The organism is Pseudomonas sp. RSB 5.4, assembly GCF_037126175.1.
Classification (GTDB): domain Bacteria; phylum Pseudomonadota; class Gammaproteobacteria; order Pseudomonadales; family Pseudomonadaceae; genus Aquipseudomonas; species Aquipseudomonas fluorescens_H.
In genome coordinates this window covers 5931900-5949821 of sequence record NZ_CP146986.1, presented here as the reverse complement: position 1 = coordinate 5949821, position 17922 = coordinate 5931900, and the positions used below count along the sequence as shown (strand labels likewise).

Sequence of the window (17922 nt, the reverse complement as noted above, 5' to 3'; positions counted from 1 at the left end):
CCTACTTCTCAGAACCGGCTTCTTTGAATGAAGCACTATGCTTTGTGGTGCAGCATGCGCTGTTTTACCTGTTGTTACAGACGTTTTGTTGACTGTAAAAAATTGGTAAAGCTCAACGGCGCGAAGCATAGCGCAGCACTCGTCGTATTTCCCTGCATAAAGCTGGTCAAGTGCGTTGCTCATCGCTAGAATTGCGCACTTTTTGATCAGAGGCGCACTTCAAGCGCCCGTCCGTCAGCTTCCACACCAGGCAAGCGACGTCACAAAACACCGAGGTTAGACATGTCCACCACTCCTGCGCCGGCCAATCCAAAGGTTGGCTTCGTATCTCTGGGTTGCCCGAAAGCACTGGTCGACTCCGAGCGCATCCTGACCCAGCTGCGCATGGAAGGCTATGACGTGGTGTCCACCTATCAGGACGCCGACGTGGTGGTGGTCAACACCTGCGGCTTCATCGACTCGGCCAAGGCTGAGTCGCTGGAAGTGATCGGTGAAGCGATCAAGGAAAACGGCAAGGTGATCGTCACCGGTTGCATGGGCGTGGAAGAAGGCAATATCCGCGACGTACACCCGAGCGTGCTGGCCGTGACCGGTCCGCAGCAATACGAGCAAGTGGTCAACGCCGTGCACGAAGTAGTGCCACCGCGTCAGGATCACAACCCGCTGATCGACCTGGTGCCGCCGCAAGGCATCAAGCTGACTCCGCGTCACTACGCCTACCTGAAGATTTCCGAAGGCTGCAACCACAGCTGCAGCTTCTGCATCATCCCGTCGATGCGCGGCAAACTGGTCAGCCGTCCGGTGGGTGATGTACTCGACGAAGCCCAGCGTCTGGTCAAATCCGGCGTCAAAGAGCTGCTGGTGATCTCGCAAGACACCAGCGCCTACGGCGTCGACGTGAAATACCGCACCGGTTTCTGGAACGGCGCGCCGGTGAAAACCCGCATGACCGAACTCTGCGAAGCGCTGAGTACCTTGGGCGTGTGGGTCCGTCTGCACTACGTTTACCCGTACCCGCACGTCGACGAGCTGATCCCGCTGATGGCCGCCGGCAAGATCCTGCCGTACCTGGACATCCCGTTCCAGCACGCCAGCCCGAAAGTGCTGAAGGCGATGAAACGCCCGGCGTTCGAAGACAAGACCCTGGCGCGGATCAAGAACTGGCGCGAGATCTGCCCGGACCTGATCATCCGTTCGACCTTCATCGTCGGCTTCCCGGGCGAAACCGAGGAAGACTTCCAGTACCTGCTGAACTGGCTGACCGAAGCCCAGCTCGACCGCGTCGGCTGCTTCCAGTATTCGCCGGTCGATGGCGCGCCCGCCAATGACCTGGACCTGGAAGTGGTGCCGGACGACGTCAAACAAGACCGTTGGGAGCGCTTCATGGCGCACCAGCAGGCGATCAGCTCGGCGCGCCTGCAAATGCGCATCGGCCGCGAGATCGAAGTGCTGGTGGACGAAGTCGACGAGCAAGGCGCCGTCGGCCGCTGCTTCTTCGATGCCCCGGAAATCGACGGCAACGTATTCATCGACAACGGCAGCAACCTCAAGCCGGGCGACAAGGTCTGGTGCAAGGTGACTGACGCTGACGAATACGACCTGTGGGCTGAGCAGATCTAAGCACCACAAAATACCTGTGGGAGCGGGCTTGCTCGCGAAGGCGGTTTATCAGGCATTGGATATGTCGACCGATACACTGCTTTCGCGAGCAAGCCCGCTCCCACAGGGGATAGTCGTGTCATCAAAAGCCTCGCTCTTTTTTACGAGATGCGGGGCTTTTTTACGGCTATCGTTTACCGGGGGAAGGACTCCCTTGAAACGAACAAGAGGCCATCGGGCATGCGTCAGCATTCGGTCATTCACACGCCGAAACTCAGCGATTATCAGGAACTGACACGGGTCTGGGAGGCCTCGGTTCGCGCGACCCATGATTTTCTGCCGGACAGCTACATCGAGTTGCTGCGCAATCTGGTGCTCACCCGTTATCTGGACGCGGTGATGCTGATCTGCACCAAGGACCATCAGCAGCGCATCACCGGATTCGCCGGGGTGGCGGCGGGCAAGATCGAAATGCTGTTTATCGATCCCGCGCACCGTGGCCAGGGGCTGGGCAAGCAATTGCTGAACTACGCCATGCAGCATCTGAATGCCGATGAACTGGACGTCAACGAACAGAACCCTCAGGCGCTGGGGTTTTACTTCAAGCAGGGCTTTGAAGTGATCGGCCGATCGGAGGTAGATGGCATGGGCCAGCCGTATCCGCTGCTGCATATGCGCTTGCGGCAGAATCAGCAGCGCTCGAAGCATGCCTGACACACCGTAGAACCCTTGTAGGAGTGGGCCTGCTCGCGATAGCGCCGGACCAGCCGACATCAATGCTGAATGTTAGACGGCAATCGCGAGCAGGCTCACTCCTACAAAAAACCACCTACCGAAATGGAACCGGGCTTAACCGGCGCCAGGCAGGTACAATGCTCACCCCTTTTTTGTTACGGCCCTGTCATGACTGACCCGATTCGCCTCTCCAAACGCCTCATCGAACTGGTCGGTTGCTCCCGCCGGGAGGCCGAGCTGTTCATCGAGGGCGGCTGGGTCACCGTGGACGGCGAAGTGATCGACGAACCGCAATTCAAGGTCGGCGACCAGAAGGTCGAGCTCGACAAGGACGCCCAGGCCACCGCGCCGGAGCCGGTGACCATCCTGCTCAACGTGCCGGCCGGGATGGACGTCGACACCGCCATGCAATCGCTCAGCGCCGACACCCTCAGCGACGAGCACCGCTACGGCAAACGTCCGCTGCGCGGCCACTTCCTGCGCCTGACGGCCAGCGCCGATCTGCAGCCGAAGGCCAGCGGTCTGCTGGTGTTTACCCAAGACTGGAAAGTACTGCGCAAACTGACTGCCGACGCGGCCAAGATCGAGCAGGAATACGTGGTTGAAGTCGAAGGCGACATGGTTGCCCACGGCCTCAATCGCCTGCAGCACGGTCTCACCCACAAGGGCAAGGAGCTGCCGCCGGTCAAGGCCAGCTGGCAGAACGAAAACCGCCTGCGCTTCGCCATGAAGAACCCGCAGCCGGGGATCATCGCCCAGTTCTGTGAAGCGGTTGGCCTGAAGGTCGTCGGCATTCGTCGCATCCGCATCGGCGGCGTCTCGATCGGCAAGGTTCCGCTCGGCCAATGGCGCTACCTGTCCGGCAAAGAGAAGTTCTAAAGCCTCTGTTGCCGCCACACATTCCGGCAGCGTGTCTGCGCGTTGCCCACAACGATTATCAGGATTACCCACATGATTCATAACGACGTATTGCGCAGCGTGCGCTACATGCTCGACATCAGCGACAAGAAAGTCATCGAGATCATCAAGCTCGGCGGCCTGGACGTGGAGCTGAAAGACGTCGTCGCGTACCTCGACAAGAAAGAAGAAGACGAAGAAGGCTTCGTACGCTGCCCGGACGAAGTCATGGCGCATTTCCTCGACGGTCTGGTGGTGTTCAAGCGCGGCAAGGACGAAAGCCGTCCGCCGCAGCCGATCGAAGTGCCGGTGACCAACAACATCATCCTGAAGAAGCTGCGCGTGGCCTTCGAGCTCAAAGAGGACGACATGCACGCGATCCTCAAGGCTGCCGAGTTTCCGGTGTCCAAGCCTGAGCTGAGCGCACTGTTCCGCAAGGTCGGCCACACCAACTACCGCCCGTGCGGCGACCAGTTGCTGCGCAACTTCCTCAAGGGCCTGACCCTGCGCGTTCGCGGCTGATCTGCGCCACAAGCTCTGAATCGGCGGCGCGGCCTTCGCGAGCAAGCCCGCTCCTACAGGGTTTGTGGCTGACACAAAACCGGACTCCACCCGAGATCCCTGTGGGAGCGGGCTTGCTCGCGAAGGCGTCGGCCCGGCCACCTCGGGTTATCATCCCCACCTCGCTCCCACCTTGACTCCAGACCATGACTTACAACGTCTCCCCCATCGGCTTCGTGCGTTCCTGTTTCCAGGAAAAGTTCGCCATCCCGCGCCAGCCGCAATTGGCCCCCGCTGCCCGTGGCGTGCTGGAGCTGGTGGCGCCGTTCGATCAGGGGGACGCCGTGCAAGGGCTGGAGCAGGTCAGCCATGTCTGGCTGTTGTTCCTGTTTCATCAGGCGCTGGAAGAAAAGCCGCGCCTGAAGGTGCGGCCACCGCGTCTGGGCGGTAACAAGTCCATGGGCGTGTTCGCCACCCGTGCGACCCACCGTCCCAATGGCATCGGGCAGTCGGTGGTGAAGCTGGACAAGGTCGAGGCCCATCGGCTGTTCATCTCGGGGATCGATTTGCTCGACGGCACGCCGATTCTCGATATCAAACCCTACGTGCCTTACGCCGATATCATCGCTGACGCCTCCAACAGCATCGCCAGCGCTGCGCCACAGCTGATTGACGTGCAGTGGACGGACGTCGCGCTGCAACAGGCGCACGGCCATGCTCAGCGCCTTGGCGAGCCTCTGGTCGAGTTGATCGAGCAATGCCTGGCGCAGGATCCGCGTCCGGCGTACCAGACGCCGACACCAGAGCGCGAATACGGTGCGCAGTTCTGGGATCTGGACGTGCGCTGGCATTACCCGACGCCGGAGCAGATTTGCGTGCTGGAAGTGATCCCGGCCTCGGCGTAAACCCCGGAAACGAAAAAAGCCCGCGCTGCCTTCTCAGGCAACGCGGGCTTTTCTGTGTAGCACAAAACCATTGTGGGAGCGGGCTTGCTCGCGAAAGCGGTGCGCCATTCAACATTGACGTCGACTGACAGCCCCCCTTCGCGAGCAAGCCCGCTCCCACAGGTATTGCGGGTTACTTCTCGACGAATGCACGCTCGATCAGGTAGTCACCCGGCTCGCGCATCCGCGCCGAGATCTTCAGGCCGAAGCTGTCGAGCACTTCGCTGGTCTCGTCGAGCATGCTCGGGCTGCCGCAGATCATTGCGCGGTCGTCCTGCGGGTTGATCGGTGGCAGACCGATGTCGCTGAACAGCTTGCCGCTACGCATCAGGTCGGTCAGACGGCCCTGGTTTTCGAACGGCTCGCGGGTCACGGTCGGGTAGTAGATCAGCTTGTCACGCAGCGCTTCACCGAAGAACTCGTTCTGCGGCAGGTGCTCGGTGATGAATTCGCGGTAGGCGACTTCGTTGACGTAGCGCACGCCGTGCACCAGGATCACTTTTTCAAAGCGCTCGTAGGTTTCCGGGTCCTGGATCACGCTCATGAACGGCGCCAGACCCGTGCCGGTGCTCAGCAGATACAGGTGCTTGCCCGGGTTCAGGTCGTCCAGCACCAGGGTGCCGGTAGGCTTTTTCGAGATGATGATCTCGTCGCCTTCCTTCAGGTGCTGCAGCTGCGAGGTCAGCGGACCATCAGGCACTTTGATGCTGAAGAACTCGAGATGCTCTTCCCAGTTCGGGCTGGCGATCGAGTAAGCGCGCATAAGCGGGCGGCCGTTTGGCTGTTGCAGGCCGATCATCACGAACTGACCGTTCTCGAAGCGCAGGCCCGGATCGCGGGTGCACTTGAAGCTGAACAGAGTGTCGTTCCAGTGATGAACACTGAGGACACGCTCGTGGTTCATGTTGCTCATGTACGTGGGACTCCTGGATATTGGGTCTGCGCTCGCCTTTGCGGCCGACAGTGCGCAATTGCAACGCATTCTAATAGCGACGACAATATCTGTTAACTGGATTATTAAGATAAGGGTTATCGGTTATATCGATATGCGATTTACTCTTCGTCAACTGCAAGTCTTCGTCGCCGTCGCCCAGCAGGAAAGCGTATCCCGTGCTGCGGGTCTGCTCAACCTCTCGCAATCGGCGGCGAGCACCTCGATCACCGAACTGGAGCGCCAGTCCAGCTGCCAGCTGTTCGACCGCGCCGGCAAACGGCTGAGCCTCAACGCCCTGGGCAAACAGCTGCTGCCGCAAGCGGTGGCCCTGCTCGACCAGTCCAAGGAAATCGAAGACCTGCTCAACGGCAAATCCGGTTTCGGCTCACTGTCGGTGGGCGCCACGCTGACCATCGGCAATTACCTGGCGACCCTGTTGATCGGCGGTTTCATGCAGCGCCATCCGGAAAGCCAGGTGAAGCTGCATGTACAGAACACTGCCAATATCGTGCATCAAGTCGCCCACTACGAAATTGATCTGGGTCTAATCGAGGGCGACTGCAGCCATCCGGACATCGAAGTGCAGAGCTGGGTCGAAGATGAACTGGTAGTGTTTTGCGCACCGCAGCATCCGCTGGCCAAACGCGGCAGCGCGACCATGGAAGAGTTGACGCACGAGGCGTGGATTCTGCGCGAACAGGGTTCCGGCACGCGACTGACCTTCGACCAGGCCATGCGTCATCACCGCAGTGCGCTGAATATCCGTCTGGAGCTGGAACACACCGAAGCGATCAAACGCGCGGTGGAATCAGGGCTGGGGATTGGCTGTATATCGCGGCTGGCGCTGCGCGATGCCTTTCGGCGCGGCAGTCTGGTGGCGGTGGAAACGCCGGATCTGGATCTGTCCCGGCAGTTTTACTTCATCTGGCACAAGCAGAAATACCAGACCTCGGCCATGCGCGAGTTTCTCGAGCTGTGCCGCGCCTTCACCGCCGGGGTGCAGCGCAGCGACGAGATCGTCTTGCCGAGTATCGCTTAAAGCAGAATCACCGCCCACACCAGGGCAATCATGCTCAGGGCCACGAATTGCGCGGCGCTGCCCATGTCCTTGGCGTTCTTCGACAGTGGGTGCAGTTCCAGCGAAATGCGATCAATGGCCGCTTCCACTGCCGAATTCAGCAACTCGACGATCAGCGCCAGCAGGCAAACGGCGATCAGCAGCGCCTGTTCGACGCGACTGACATTCAGGAAGAACGTCAGCGGAATCAGCACCACATTGAGCAGGACCAGTTGGCGAAATGCCGCTTCGCCGGTGAAGGCGGCGCGCAGACCGTCCAGCGAGTAGCCGGATGCGTTGAGGATGCGTTTCAGGCCGGTCTGGCCCTTGAAAGGTGACATAAAGTAAAAACCAACCAGAAAGGAGTGGGAAAGCTAGAGCAACAAAAGTCAAAAAAGCGTGAAGACGCCAGCCTTTATTGGCTCGGAATTGACTCAAGTTGTTGCAGAAGTAATGCAGCCTGTGTCCGGGTGCGCACGTTCAACTTGCGAAAGATCGCGGTGACGTGGGCCTTGATGGTCGCCTCGGACACGTTCAACTCATAGGCAATCTGCTTGTTCAGCAAACCTTCACAGACCATGGTCAGGACGCGGAACTGTTGCGGGGTCAGGCTGGCGAGGCCGTCGCTGGCGGCTTTGGCTTCGGCGGAGACGCTGACCGCCTCGAACGCCTGTGGTGGCCAGAACACGTCGCCATCGAGCACTTTGCGCACGGCTTGCTGAATCACGCTCAGGTCGCTGGACTTGGGGATGAAGCCACTGGCGCCGAACTCGCGGGATTTGACCATCACCGAGGCTTCTTCCTGCGCCGAGACCATTACCACCGGGATCTGCGGGTACTGTCCCCGCAGCAGCACCAGTCCGGAAAATCCATAGGCACCGGGCATGTTCAGGTCCAGCAGGACCAGATCCCAGTCAGCCTTTTCGGTCAGGCGGGTTTCCAGTTCGGCGATGCTCGCCACTTCCACCAGCCTTACATCCGGGCCGAGTCCCAGGGTTACTGCTTGATGCAGCGCGCTACGAAACAGCGGGTGATCATCGGCAATCAGGATTTCGTATGTGGCCATTTTTCAAAATGATCCTGTTTTTGATGGCAGGCCCGGTGTATTCGGGCCTGGCCAAAGCAACTCAAGATGCCGCTACCAAAGCGGTATCCACAAGGGCACGTTCAACGCCAATCACAAGCAAACGGCGTTTCAAACCTTGGCCGCACCCTAATCGGCGCCAAGCATGCCCAGCGCAGCCGGGGTGGTCAAGCAGCACGGCCGGCGCTCTCTGCAGTATGGGCCACTATCGGGCCAACACCGCTTGCGGCTTTCGTATATAAGGCAACAACTCGGCGTGGGCCGGGGTCGCCTCATTGACGTCCAACTGCTGTTTGGCCCCCAGATAATGTTGGCTGAACACATCGAAATAAGCGTCAAGGGCAGAAGCGGCATCACTGTCACCTGCCAGCTCAAGACACAACGCCGCGACCTCGGCGGTGCACAGGTGCTCACTGCGGGTCGAGCGACGCAGGCGATAACGCGAAAGTTTGTCGGGCAGCAGGCTCAGGATCGGCAAGCGGTCGAAATACGGACTCTTGCGGAAGATCTTGCGCGCCTCGGTCCAGGTCGCATCCAGCAGAATGAACAGCGGGCGCTTGCTGCTATCGGGCACGACGGTGTTGGTCACCCGTGACGGCTCAACGTATTCGCCCGGAAACACCAGGTACGGCTGCCATTGCGGGTCATCGAGCAGCGCCAGCATCTGCGGGTCAGGTTCGGTGCGCGACCAGATGAATGCATGGTTGTCGCGCACCACATCGGCGATCAGCCAGCCGGTGTTGCTCGGCTTGAACACTTCCTTGCCGGTCATGATCAGGCATACGCCGGATCGCGTTTCCACCGTCGGACGCCAGGCGCACAGGCAGTGGCTGATGATCACACGACAATCGCGGCAACGCTCGGAACGGAAACCACGGGCCTGGATCGGCTTGATACCTTCATCTTCGCGCTGGTCGCGCAGGCGGGCGACGGCGTTAGGGGCATGATTCATTGCAGGCAGCGCCCGGAGGCAGAAAAACTCGACACGAACAACACTCGGCAAGGCAATAAAGGCTGGCAGTTTATCAGAGCGACGGGGACAAGCCTGTACCGTCCTGACCGGCTCCCCTATAATTCGCCGCCACTGAACGCACAGCCACGGGGCTGGTCGAACCACCAGTCACTGAATCAGGAGAGTTTCATGCTGCGCCTTATCGTTCCTACCGCGGCCATCGCCATGGCGTTGTCCTTCAGCGCACACGCTGCGTCCCTGAGTGAGCAGAATCTGAACCAAGAGCTGCGTCGTGTCGCCGAGCAAAGCAGCGTGGGTACCCCACGGGCGATCAACGAAGACATTCTCGATCAAGGCTACACCGTCGAAGGCACTACGCTGATCAACCACCTGAGTGTGCAGGCCAGCCACGCCGAGAAGATGCGCGCTGACCCAAAAGCCGTGTATTTCCAGCTGGGTGCTTCGGTGTGCAATAACCCGTCGTACCGCAAGCTGATGGCCAAGGGCGCCGTGATGCGCTACGACTTCAGCGAAGTGAAGACCAACCGCGCAATCGGTTCGGCCAGCTATCAAGAGTCGGATTGTCCGAAAGCTGTCCCGGCGAAGAAGTAATCATCGAGAATTGGCGCGCCGTTGTTCATCTTCGGCGCGCAATTCGGCCACCAGAGCCTGTAGATAACGCGAACGGCGTTCCCCGCCTGCCAACCGTCGGCAGCACTCCTCTTCGAGACTCACTTGGTTGGTCTCGGCTGATGCTTTCAACATCCGATACAGCTGCGTATCGATTTCCAGAATCACTCTGGCCATCTATCCCGCCTCCTTGCCACCACGAATCCTTGAAAAGCGCGCACCTTGCATACTCCCGTTGACGCGAAGCTGTCGTGCAGTGCCTGTAGGTTAGTAAATCAGAGCGATTGCTCTACGGTGTACGTTCGGACGAGCGGTGACTGATTACGTGAAGAGGCAATCAGCAGTTGCCAGAAAGGATTCTGCGGGGCAATGATCAAGTCAGCGCAAATCCGTGCAAAGGTCTAGATTCAAAGTGTTCCCGATCACTTGTTCACGGCAGCAAAGGAGCTGCCGATCGTGTGTGTTTTTTGCAGCGCGGCACTGACGCCGCACGTCAGGGCCACCAGCTCTGTGCAGAAGGAGACGTTGAATGCCTTACCAACCGAATGACCTGCTCAGTAGGCATTTTCAGGAACAACTCCCCGACCTCATCAGCAAGGTCGAAGAACAACTCAACCAGATTTCCCCCAACAGCCCGAACCTGCCGATTTACCGCGACATGATCCTGACCGTGCTGCGCATGGCCGAGGAAGATCACAACCGCTGGAACGCCAAGATCACCCTGCAGGCCCTGCGCGAACTGGAGCAGGCGTTCCGGGTTCTCGAGAAGTTCAAGGGACGACGCAAAGTCACGGTGTTCGGTTCGGCACGCACGCCGGTCGAGCATCCGCTGTATGCCATGGCCCGGGAACTCGGCGCGGCTCTGACACGCTCGGACATGATGGTCATCACCGGTGCCGGTGGCGGGATAATGGCCGCCGCGCACGAAGGCGCCGGGCGCGACCACAGTCTCGGGTTCAACATCACTCTGCCCTTCGAGCAACATGCGAACCCGACAGTGGACGGCACAGGCAACTTGCTGCCGTTCCATTTCTTCTTCACCCGCAAACTGTTCTTCGTCAAGGAAGCCGACGCACTGGTGCTGTGCCCTGGCGGGTTCGGCACACTGGACGAGGCACTGGAAGTACTGACACTGATCCAGACCGGCAAAAGTCCATTGGTGCCCGTGGTGCTGCTCGATGTGCCGGGCGGAACGTTCTGGCAAGGCGCACTGGATTTCATTCGCCAGCAGCTCGAAGAGAACCACTACATCCTGCCCACCGACCTGAAACTGATGCGCCTGGTCTACAGCGTCGATGAGGCGGTACAGCAGATCAATCAGTTCTACAGCAACTTCCACTCCAGCCGTTGGCTCAAGCGTCAGTTCGTGATTCGTATGAACCACAAGCTTAGCGATCAGGCCCTGGAACATATGCAAGAGGCTTTCGCTGATCTGTGCCTGAGTGACCAGTTCCATCAACACGCCTACAGCGGCGAGGAACACGACGAAGCGCAGTACAGCCATCTGGTGCGACTGGCCTTCGCGTTCAATGCCCGGAACCATGGCCGACTAAGGGAACTGGTGGACTACATCAACCTCCCGGAAAACTGGGCCCACAGCAAACCGCAGACCACCCAACGTGCGCGTGAGCCATCGAAGGTAATCTGAAGGCAAAAAAAAACGGCCCGCTATTTTCATAGCGGGCCGTTGTTGTTCAACCGTTTTAATCGTCCATCCCTCTACCGCTGAACAAGCGGTTGATCATCTCCATCGAGAAGCCCCGATAGGCAAGGAAGCGGCCCTGTTTGGCGCGCTCCTTGGCATCGATCGGCAAGTGTCCGGAAAACTTGCGTTGCCATGTCTCGCGAAGCTGCTCCTGCCAGTCGATACCGCTTTCACGCAGGGCGAGTTCGATATCGGCGCGTTGCAAACCTCGCTGGCCCAGCTCTTCGCGAATGCGCAAAGGGCCGTAGCCGGAACGGGCACGGTAGGAAACAAAGCTTTCAAGGTAACGGGCTTCGGAAAGCAGCCCCTCTTCCGTCAATCGGTCGAGGGCTGTTTCGATCATTTCCGCCTCGGCGCCGCGCTGACGCAGTTTACGCGTCAGCTCGACTCGACCGTGCTCGCGTCGAGCGAGCAGATCCATGGCGGTTCGCCGCACCGCGACGAGGGTATCGAGTACGGCGGTGGTCATCGCTGTTATCAGATATCAGCGTCGGCCAGATCGTCTTCGGTCTCTTTGACCGCAGAGGCCTTGGAGTCCGCAATCACGGCTGGCGACAGCAGTTTGTCACGCAGCTGCTTCTCGAGCTTGGCAGCGACTTCCGGGTTGTCTGCCAGGAACTTGGCCGAGTTGGCCTTGCCCTGACCGATCTTGGTGCCTTCGTAGGCATACCAGGCGCCGGACTTCTCGACGAAACCGTGCAGCACGCCCAGGTCGATCATCTCGCCGTTGAGGTAGATGCCCTTGCCGTAAAGAATCTGGAACTCGGCCTGACGGAACGGCGAAGCCACCTTGTTCTTCACAACCTTGACGCGGGTTTCGCTGCCGACCACTTCGTCGCCTTCCTTCACCGCGCCGGTACGGCGGATGTCGAGACGAACCGAGGCGTAGAACTTCAGCGCGTTACCACCGGTGGTGGTTTCCGGGCTGCCGAACATCACACCGATCTTCATGCGGATCTGGTTGATGAAGATCACCAGGCAGTTGGCGTTCTTGATGTTACCGGTGATTTTACGCAGCGCCTGGGACATCAGACGGGCTTGCAGGCCCACGTGCATGTCACCCATTTCGCCTTCGATTTCAGCCTTCGGTACCAGTGCCGCCACGGAGTCGACGATGATCACGTCAACCGCGTTGGAACGCACCAGCATGTCGGTGATTTCCAGAGCCTGTTCACCGGTGTCCGGCTGGGAAACCAGCAGGTCGTCGACGTTAACGCCCAGCTTGCCGGCGTACTCAGGGTCAAGGGCGTGTTCGGCGTCGACGAAGGCGCAGGTCGCGCCGGCTTTTTGAGCCTGGGCGATCACGGACAGCGTCAGTGTGGTTTTACCGGAAGATTCAGGACCGTAGATTTCAACAATACGGCCTTTTGGCAGACCGCCGATGCCGAGTGCGATGTCCAGACCCAGAGAGCCGGTGGAGATAGCCGGGATCGCCTGACGGTCCTGATCGCCCATACGCATCACGGCACCCTTGCCGAATTGACGTTCGATCTGACCCAGGGCCGCAGCCAAGGCTTTCTTCTTGTTGTCGTCCATTAAAGTCCTCACGTAATCAATAAGGCCTGACGGCCAACACCTGTATAAGTAGCCAGTATTATTCCACAGCGTTCGCGGATCGCCTACCCCTGATTTTCGATTTCTCGTGCCGCTAGTCGCAGCAGCCCCTCTAGCGCGGCCTTCACCGTTTGTCGGCGCACCTCGTCGCGGTTGCCCGAGAAGTGCTGAACCTCGCTGGAAACCGCATCGCCCACGCCCCAGGCCAGCCACACCGTGCCCACCGGTTTGTTCGGTGTGCCGCCGTCGGGCCCGGCCACGCCGCTGACCGCCACCGCAAACCGCGCCAGGCTGTGCTTCTGCGCGCCACGCACCATCGATTCGACCACCTCGCGACTGACTGCCCCCACGGTGTCGAACAATTCCGCAGGCACATTCAGTTGTCGGGTTTTCTGCCGGTTGGAGTACGTCACATAACCGGCCTCGAACCATGCCGAGCTGCCGGGAATCCGCGTGATCGCTTCAGCAATCCCGCCACCGGTACACGATTCGGCCGTGGTGACGTGGGCGTTGAGCAACTGCAAACGTCGGCCAAGCTCGGCAGCCAGTTGAGTGATCTCTTTCACGGTGCGCTCCGGATCGGGTGGAATGACTACCACCGTACACGACCCGGTTGCGCTTTCAATACACAGACTCATTCAAAATGTTCAGGCGCCAGCGCTCTGACATAGGCCTGACAGGCTTGCAGAGCAATCAGTCCGCGGTCACCGGTGTCGGTGATGGCGATAATTCGTTGAGCATGCGGCGGGTCAAGTCGGGCGCGTACGGCTGCATGATCCACGCCGCCGGGGCCGGTGGCGGCTGGCACCCCGCAGCCTGGGGCAGCATCGCCGGCGTCGATGAGGACTGACAGGCGCAGATCAGCAGTGGCAAGACGATCGCGCAGGCGATCCTGATCACGTTGGGCATCGCTCATGGCTCGATAGTGGGTTTGTTCACTGGCTGCGAGCCGTTGCTCCAGCGCCAGACGCTTGTCCTGCTCGGCCTGCTGTGCGGTGGCGGCGGCCGAAGTCAGTTGATTGAGGGTGTCGGCGTGCAGCCGCGCCTGCTCGGCCAGTTGTCGTCCGTAGCGCCAGTCCTGAAACTGCCAGGCCAGCGCGGCGGCCGACGCAGCCAGCAACAAAACGCCGATCAGGCGCCAGGAGATGGACATAGCACCGCCCTCGCCCGCGCCCAGATATCGAGGCGATCCTGCAAACCGTTCAACCCGCCGTTGATTCGGCGGGTGATGCTGTTGAACTGATCGCGGTCGGCCAGATCGTTCAAGCCGTTCTGTTCCCAGAACCATGCTGCGGATTCGGCCGCCCATTGCGGTTGCTCCAGCAATTCCGGCAGAGACAGCAGACGCTCATCGCCGAACAGGCCGAGACTGCACTCACGATAGTTGTTACGCCCGGTGATCTGGATCAGCCCGCGACCACGGTACTTCTGTCCGTCGCCGTCGGCCTCCGGCGTGTTGCCCAGACGTAACGCCAGCGTGCCGGTGTCGTATTTGCTCAGATACTGGTTGTTGCCCAGTTCGCGCACGTACTGCAACTGCCCCGACTCATGACCGACTTGCGCCAGGAACGCGGCCATGCGTTTTGGCGAGTCGATATGGCGCCGAGTCATTGCGTTATTAAGTGCAGAAACAAAAACGCCCGCTTGGGAGCGGGCGTTGGGCATGATGGTTTTAAGGTTGTCTTCTGTTATTTGCATGATGCGTAATCCTCCCTGGATGCTCCGATTGAATCATGGATAAGAGCGAATGCTTGCCAGCCATTTTTTTCCGGAGTTTTCAGGCAATAGTGCCTTTAATCAGTTGCTACTGTTTCATCCTGCAGCAGCCAACCAACCCGGAGCCACCGGTCGGTGCTCGCTGAACGGAAAGAAAGATCGTTGCGGCCAGTCTCGCAGTGCACGACGATAAGCCTGCAATTGAGCGTACTGCTCGGTGGTCAACGTGGTGCCGTCGCCATCTTCAAGTTCATCCCGGTCGCGCGCCACCAACCAGTCAGAGGCGACCAATTGTGCCGTGCGCCAAGAGCGCTCGGCTGCAGCGGCTTCATCCGACGAGGGCGGCGGCGGGTCAACCAGAATCGGAAAACCATTGTCGGCACGCACACCAATCATTTTTGGAGTGACTGCCAGTTGCTGCAGCAGGGAAATCCAATAGCCCTGAGGAATTTCAATAACGTCGTCAGGGATGTCCGACGAGTTGATACCCGGCACATATGCGCTGCACGTGCTGGCGCTGAACAAAACATTGAAAGTGTTCATTTAATAACCCTTTGCAAAATAGCTCACGGACCAACCCACACTCACTTGACCGGCAGAATTACGGATTTTCAGCGTGCAGCCCTGCTGGCTGAACGCGGTCACTGCGACCATCGCCGCGTCGCCCCCCGAATGGGTTGCCACAACTGAGAAGTAGCCTCGCGGAAACGGGATCGGAAATGTCACATACACATTACCGTCAGCATTCGATACTCCCGAGCCCCACTGATCGATATTCCCACTGGCGTGTTTCTGATACCCAGGGTTACTCACAAGCCCGGAGAACAGCGCGGCATATTTCAGGCTTGCCGTTCCATAAACCGTCCAGATGCCGCTCTCTTTGACAAAGTTGGCACTTTCTCCGCTGTTCATCACAATCGAAGTCAAATAGGAGCCTTGTGGACTGATCTGTGCTCCGGCTTTGCTGGCAACGGTGACCGGGGCACTGTTGCGACAGTGCAGGCCAATCGTCGCGCCATCGGGTACTGAGGCTGCGTCAGGTAAGGTAACGGTATAGGCAATTGTTCCTCCCATTCCGATCGTGCAACCGATATCAGCGACCGACAGTTGCGTTGCGGTGGATATTCCACGTGCACTTGCGTAACTGCCCAATGCCCGTTGAACAAACTCAGCAGTGGCCACTGACCGACCTTTATCAAACTGGGGGGCGGTCAAAAAAAGCGCTGGACTGCGAAGTGCGCCGAGCAGTTGATCATTAGCCGCCTCATCCGGCGTAATACCCGCTGCCTGCACGACACTCAAAATCTCCTGCGTTACTCCATTGCCCCACACGGCGGGAATCAACGAACCCGGCGCTCCGCTTGTAGGGTTTTCATCCACGAACCTGCCGTTGACCAGTCCGATATTGGGCACACTCTTTGGATAATCCATTTTTGTCTCCGGCTATTACTCAGTCGACGCCGAGTCGCGCGCACAGCCTGTCCTGTCCTGTCCCTTGAACGCCTTTGTAATAAGCAAATTTCATTGGCGACTTGCATACAGTTTCCAGACCTGACGCACTCGGCTCCTGCACAAAAGCATTCAATCAGGCTGCGGTGGCCAATCGATCGCACGAGGGAAAGTGGGCTGAGTTTCGACCCTGGAAAGCAGTACCCGGTACTTTCTCCAAAGATCCAGTTGTGCCTGAGTCGTTGGCAATTGCGTGACTTCTGCGTCCGTTGCCATGCCCAGTGCCACCGAATCCTGAAGCGTGTTCACGTCACCCTGCAACTTCGTGATCATCGACGAGGCCAATGCTGAAAGTCCGGAGGATTTCATTCGTACTGCATTTTTCAGTGACTCTTGATCAGGTTCGGCGATGTCGCCGTATTCCAGCGTAATCGCTCGTTCAAACAACTCTCGACCGTGAGTTTCAGGATCTTTCGGGGAAGCCGTAAATGGCACTTCACCCAATGAGTCCCTGGTCTCTTCGAAGGTAACTAACAGGTTTAGCGAGGTATGTTCCACGTCGTTCCAGCAAGGCTGACGTGCACTCAGAATTGTCATCATTTCAATAAACTCTCAGGCATAGAGTGGTGGAGTCCGGACTGGCACCGTCCGCGTTTCGGATAGCGCCCATAATTCGCCAAGTGCCGGCAGGTGCTCCGCCCCAGGCAGTGCCGTCGGTGGCCGTGAACCGGCAATTGACACCGGCAGCGAGCCCCCCCGTGCCTGTAGCGCCACCACCGCCAACGACCAGCAAGGCATAAGAGCCGACCACCCCGGCCTCTGCGGTCGATTGCGCGGCAACCGCTTTGGGATTACCGATGCCATCGGTCCAGATGCTACCCAGATCGGTAGCATCGACCTGTGCGCGCAGAGAAGTACCATCAGCCGCCCAGCCAATCATTACCGTATTGGTCGACTGGAAGTTTCCGCCGCCTTGGCGAACCGGCGTAAACCCCAGACGAGGTTGCAGCAGATAAACACCGTTATCGGAAGTCCGCCGCATATAGGGCTGATTCGGGTCGTTACTGGCAAACCCTGCCCAAGTAATGCCATCACTCAAAACTCGAGCATTGACTTGTCCGGTGATCTCGGCACGGGTCATGCCATCCGTGATGCCATAGCCAGCCAGTGTCGAGGCGGTTTTCGCGAGCATCACAACTTCGTTGTTGTTTTTGTTTCGCATATACGGCGAAGCGGAGCTACCACCTGCAAAACCGGCCACCGAACACGCATCCGAACCGATCTTGGCGTCCAGCAAGGCATTTGTTGCCCCCTTGCTGTAAACGTCCGACACGTTGGCCTTGGTGCCTGGATCAAAGTTGGCCGAACACCACAGGTTGCCAAAACTCGTGGCATCTACCTGGATCAGGATGTTCTTGCCATCCCAGCCAATGGAGACCGAGTTGCCAAGTTGCCCGGCACCAGTGCCTTGTTTTACAAAGGCACTATTGGCAGCCACTTTGGTATAAGCATCCGCAATTCCGTATCCATCAAGCGTGGTCGGATTAGAACCGGCAGTTACCTGCCCGCGTGCATTGACCGTGACCTTGCGGTATTCGCCGGAAGCAACCCCGGTGTAACCCGCCAGTAATTCAAACGTCAGCGCCGTGGTTCCGACCTTGATTGGACCCGGTGTAGTCAGTTGCCAAAGACGGGACTTGTTCACTACGCCGTCATCGGTCGCAATGATAAAACTGCTGGTCACTTGATAGTCTTGCGCCGCATCCACTGCACGCGACCATGAGCCGACAGCCACCACGTAAACACCGTTTTGCGACGCATTGGGCTGATCCTTGACCAGCACTCGATCGGCTACGGCAAGTTGTACTCCGTCGATGTTTTGCAAGCCGCTGAGGGCAATAGCTCCCGTTGTCGCGACCCGCACCGAGTTTTTGAAATCATGCGCAGCAAAACTCTGGATGGCCTCCAGCAACTGCGTTGAAACATCTTCCTGTGGCACCATCCCCGCCGCTTTGATCACGTTCAGGATCTCTTGCGTAACGGCATTGCCCCAGGTCGCCGGGATCAACGACCCCGGTGTTCCCGCCACCGGGTTTTCGTCCACAAACTGTCCATTCACCAGCCCGACACCGGGGGTGTTTCTTGGGTAATCCATACTTCTAACC

22 protein-coding genes are annotated in these 17922 nt (G+C 58.9%); 8 read left to right on the top strand and 14 right to left on the bottom strand.

What is annotated here, in order from left to right:
* The first annotated feature begins 282 nt into the window (after positions 1-282).
* The 5 genes from rimO (at position 283) to tsaA (ending at position 4637) form a co-directional block, all read left to right on the top strand.
* The gene (gene rimO / locus V9L13_RS26805) at positions 283-1620 is read left to right on the top strand and encodes a 30S ribosomal protein S12 methylthiotransferase RimO (RefSeq protein WP_003222282.1); all 1338 of its coding nucleotides are present in this window, start codon (positions 283-285) and stop codon (positions 1618-1620) included.
* 219 nt (positions 1621-1839) lie between these two features.
* On the top strand, positions 1840-2313 hold the full coding sequence (locus V9L13_RS26800; RefSeq protein ID WP_003222281.1) for a GNAT family N-acetyltransferase: 474 nt from the start codon (positions 1840-1842) through the stop codon (positions 2311-2313).
* 189 nt (positions 2314-2502) lie between these two features.
* Entirely contained in the window at positions 2503-3213 is a 711-nt protein-coding gene (locus V9L13_RS26795; protein WP_003222280.1) for an rRNA pseudouridine synthase, read from the top strand.
* 72 nt (positions 3214-3285) lie between these two features.
* Entirely contained in the window at positions 3286-3753 is a 468-nt protein-coding gene (locus tag V9L13_RS26790; protein ID WP_003222279.1) for a DUF1456 family protein, read from the top strand.
* A 185-nt stretch (positions 3754-3938) separates the two neighbouring features.
* The gene (gene tsaA / locus V9L13_RS26785) at positions 3939-4637 is read left to right on the top strand and encodes a tRNA (N6-threonylcarbamoyladenosine(37)-N6)-methyltransferase TrmO (RefSeq protein WP_338800956.1); all 699 of its coding nucleotides are present in this window, start codon (positions 3939-3941) and stop codon (positions 4635-4637) included.
* A 172-nt stretch (positions 4638-4809) separates the two neighbouring features.
* Here tsaA and fpr read toward each other — a convergent pair whose 3' ends face one another.
* Positions 4810-5589 carry a ferredoxin-NADP reductase gene (gene fpr / locus V9L13_RS26780; RefSeq protein WP_003222277.1) on the bottom strand — a complete coding sequence of 260 codons (780 nt, stop codon included), beginning with the start codon at positions 5587-5589 and terminating at the stop codon, positions 4810-4812.
* Positions 5590-5722: 133 nt separating this feature from the next.
* On the opposite strand from fpr, the gene V9L13_RS26775 reads away from it, so the two are divergent.
* The gene (locus tag V9L13_RS26775; RefSeq protein WP_045122319.1) at positions 5723-6649 is read left to right on the top strand and encodes a LysR family transcriptional regulator; all 927 of its coding nucleotides are present in this window, start codon (positions 5723-5725) and stop codon (positions 6647-6649) included.
* On the opposite strand, the gene V9L13_RS26770 is transcribed toward V9L13_RS26775, so the two are convergent.
* The 3 genes from V9L13_RS26770 to V9L13_RS26760 all read right to left on the bottom strand — a co-directional run bounded on the left by V9L13_RS26770 (position 6646) and on the right by V9L13_RS26760 (position 8703).
* Entirely contained in the window at positions 6646-7008 is a 363-nt protein-coding gene (locus tag V9L13_RS26770) for a diacylglycerol kinase (protein ID WP_003222276.1), read from the bottom strand. The two genes, V9L13_RS26775 and V9L13_RS26770, sit on opposite strands and share 4 nt — an antisense overlap.
* A gap of 74 nt (positions 7009-7082) precedes the next feature.
* Entirely contained in the window at positions 7083-7733 is a 651-nt protein-coding gene (gene erdR / locus V9L13_RS26765; protein WP_003222275.1) for a response regulator transcription factor ErdR, read from the bottom strand.
* A gap of 223 nt (positions 7734-7956) precedes the next feature.
* The gene (locus tag V9L13_RS26760; RefSeq protein WP_338800955.1) at positions 7957-8703 is read right to left on the bottom strand and encodes a tRNA-uridine aminocarboxypropyltransferase; all 747 of its coding nucleotides are present in this window, start codon (positions 8701-8703) and stop codon (positions 7957-7959) included.
* A gap of 189 nt (positions 8704-8892) precedes the next feature.
* On the opposite strand from V9L13_RS26760, the gene V9L13_RS26755 reads away from it, so the two are divergent.
* Positions 8893-9315: a PA3611 family quorum-sensing-regulated virulence factor gene (locus tag V9L13_RS26755; RefSeq protein WP_338800954.1), complete on the top strand. Its 423-nt coding sequence runs from the start codon at positions 8893-8895 to the stop codon at positions 9313-9315.
* On the opposite strand, the gene V9L13_RS26750 is transcribed toward V9L13_RS26755, so the two are convergent.
* On the bottom strand, positions 9316-9510 hold the full coding sequence (locus tag V9L13_RS26750; RefSeq protein WP_003222272.1) for a hypothetical protein: 195 nt from the start codon (positions 9508-9510) through the stop codon (positions 9316-9318).
* Positions 9511-9862: 352 nt separating this feature from the next.
* Here V9L13_RS26750 and V9L13_RS26745 point away from each other — a divergent pair, with 352 nt between their 5' ends.
* Positions 9863-10981 carry a TIGR00730 family Rossman fold protein gene (locus V9L13_RS26745; RefSeq protein WP_338800953.1) on the top strand — a complete coding sequence of 373 codons (1119 nt, stop codon included), beginning with the start codon at positions 9863-9865 and terminating at the stop codon, positions 10979-10981.
* Between the two features lie 55 nt (positions 10982-11036).
* Here the strand turns inward: V9L13_RS26745 and recX are convergent, their stop codons facing one another.
* The 9 genes from recX to V9L13_RS26700 form a co-directional block, all read right to left on the bottom strand.
* Complete coding sequence (gene recX, locus V9L13_RS26740; protein ID WP_003222270.1) at positions 11037-11507, bottom strand: recombination regulator RecX; 471 nt, start codon at positions 11505-11507, stop codon at positions 11037-11039.
* 8 nt (positions 11508-11515) lie between these two features.
* Positions 11516-12574, bottom strand: coding sequence for a recombinase RecA (gene recA / locus V9L13_RS26735; RefSeq protein WP_003222269.1), 1059 nt, complete (start codon positions 12572-12574; stop codon positions 11516-11518).
* A gap of 83 nt (positions 12575-12657) precedes the next feature.
* A complete protein-coding gene (locus V9L13_RS26730; protein ID WP_103484542.1) occupies positions 12658-13158 on the bottom strand; it encodes a CinA family protein in 501 nt (166 codons plus the stop codon).
* 68 nt (positions 13159-13226) lie between these two features.
* A complete protein-coding gene (locus tag V9L13_RS26725) occupies positions 13227-13745 on the bottom strand; it encodes a lysis system i-spanin subunit Rz (protein ID WP_338800952.1) in 519 nt (172 codons plus the stop codon).
* The gene (locus V9L13_RS26720; RefSeq protein WP_338800951.1) at positions 13724-14290 is read right to left on the bottom strand and encodes a glycoside hydrolase family 19 protein; all 567 of its coding nucleotides are present in this window, start codon (positions 14288-14290) and stop codon (positions 13724-13726) included. The genes V9L13_RS26725 and V9L13_RS26720 overlap by 22 nt, the downstream gene beginning before the upstream one ends.
* Before the next feature lie 114 nt (positions 14291-14404).
* Positions 14405-14851, bottom strand: coding sequence for a phage tail assembly chaperone (locus tag V9L13_RS26715; protein ID WP_338800950.1), 447 nt, complete (start codon positions 14849-14851; stop codon positions 14405-14407).
* The gene (locus tag V9L13_RS26710) at positions 14852-15739 is read right to left on the bottom strand and encodes a phage tail protein (RefSeq protein ID WP_338800949.1); all 888 of its coding nucleotides are present in this window, start codon (positions 15737-15739) and stop codon (positions 14852-14854) included.
* Positions 15740-15889: 150 nt separating this feature from the next.
* Positions 15890-16357 carry a tail fiber assembly protein gene (locus V9L13_RS26705; protein WP_338800948.1) on the bottom strand — a complete coding sequence of 156 codons (468 nt, stop codon included), beginning with the start codon at positions 16355-16357 and terminating at the stop codon, positions 15890-15892.
* 1 nt (position 16358) lies between these two features.
* Positions 16359-17912 (bottom strand): phage tail protein, encoded by a 1554-nt coding sequence (locus V9L13_RS26700; RefSeq protein WP_338800947.1) that lies wholly within the window; start codon positions 17910-17912, stop codon positions 16359-16361.
* Positions 17913-17922: the final 10 nt, after the last annotated feature.

Coding starts and splice junctions, on each gene's coding strand:
- V9L13_RS26755 (WP_338800954.1), top strand. CDS start 8,893: ATGCTGCGCCTTATCGTTCCTACCGCGGCCATCGCCATGGCGTTGTCC.
- rimO (WP_003222282.1), top strand. CDS start 283: ATGTCCACCACTCCTGCGCCGGCCAATCCAAAGGTTGGCTTCGTATCT.
- V9L13_RS26760 (WP_338800955.1), bottom strand. CDS start 8,703: ATGAATCATGCCCCTAACGCCGTCGCCCGCCTGCGCGACCAGCGCGAA.
- V9L13_RS26750 (WP_003222272.1), bottom strand. CDS start 9,510: ATGGCCAGAGTGATTCTGGAAATCGATACGCAGCTGTATCGGATGTTG.
- V9L13_RS26775 (WP_045122319.1), top strand. CDS start 5,723: ATGCGATTTACTCTTCGTCAACTGCAAGTCTTCGTCGCCGTCGCCCAG.
- V9L13_RS26800 (WP_003222281.1), top strand. CDS start 1,840: ATGCGTCAGCATTCGGTCATTCACACGCCGAAACTCAGCGATTATCAG.
- V9L13_RS26700 (WP_338800947.1), bottom strand. CDS start 17,912: ATGGATTACCCAAGAAACACCCCCGGTGTCGGGCTGGTGAATGGACAG.
- recX (WP_003222270.1), bottom strand. CDS start 11,507: ATGACCACCGCCGTACTCGATACCCTCGTCGCGGTGCGGCGAACCGCC.
- V9L13_RS26710 (WP_338800949.1), bottom strand. CDS start 15,739: ATGGATTATCCAAAGAGTGTGCCCAATATCGGACTGGTCAACGGCAGG.
- erdR (WP_003222275.1), bottom strand. CDS start 7,733: ATGGCCACATACGAAATCCTGATTGCCGATGATCACCCGCTGTTTCGT.
- recA (WP_003222269.1), bottom strand. CDS start 12,574: ATGGACGACAACAAGAAGAAAGCCTTGGCTGCGGCCCTGGGTCAGATC.
- V9L13_RS26720 (WP_338800951.1), bottom strand. CDS start 14,290: ATGCAAATAACAGAAGACAACCTTAAAACCATCATGCCCAACGCCCGC.
- V9L13_RS26745 (WP_338800953.1), top strand. CDS start 9,863: ATGCCTTACCAACCGAATGACCTGCTCAGTAGGCATTTTCAGGAACAA.
- V9L13_RS26795 (WP_003222280.1), top strand. CDS start 2,503: ATGACTGACCCGATTCGCCTCTCCAAACGCCTCATCGAACTGGTCGGT.
- V9L13_RS26725 (WP_338800952.1), bottom strand. CDS start 13,745: ATGTCCATCTCCTGGCGCCTGATCGGCGTTTTGTTGCTGGCTGCGTCG.
- V9L13_RS26705 (WP_338800948.1), bottom strand. CDS start 16,357: ATGATGACAATTCTGAGTGCACGTCAGCCTTGCTGGAACGACGTGGAA.
- V9L13_RS26770 (WP_003222276.1), bottom strand. CDS start 7,008: ATGTCACCTTTCAAGGGCCAGACCGGCCTGAAACGCATCCTCAACGCA.
- tsaA (WP_338800956.1), top strand. CDS start 3,939: ATGACTTACAACGTCTCCCCCATCGGCTTCGTGCGTTCCTGTTTCCAG.
- fpr (WP_003222277.1), bottom strand. CDS start 5,589: ATGAGCAACATGAACCACGAGCGTGTCCTCAGTGTTCATCACTGGAAC.
- V9L13_RS26790 (WP_003222279.1), top strand. CDS start 3,286: ATGATTCATAACGACGTATTGCGCAGCGTGCGCTACATGCTCGACATC.
- V9L13_RS26715 (WP_338800950.1), bottom strand. CDS start 14,851: ATGAACACTTTCAATGTTTTGTTCAGCGCCAGCACGTGCAGCGCATAT.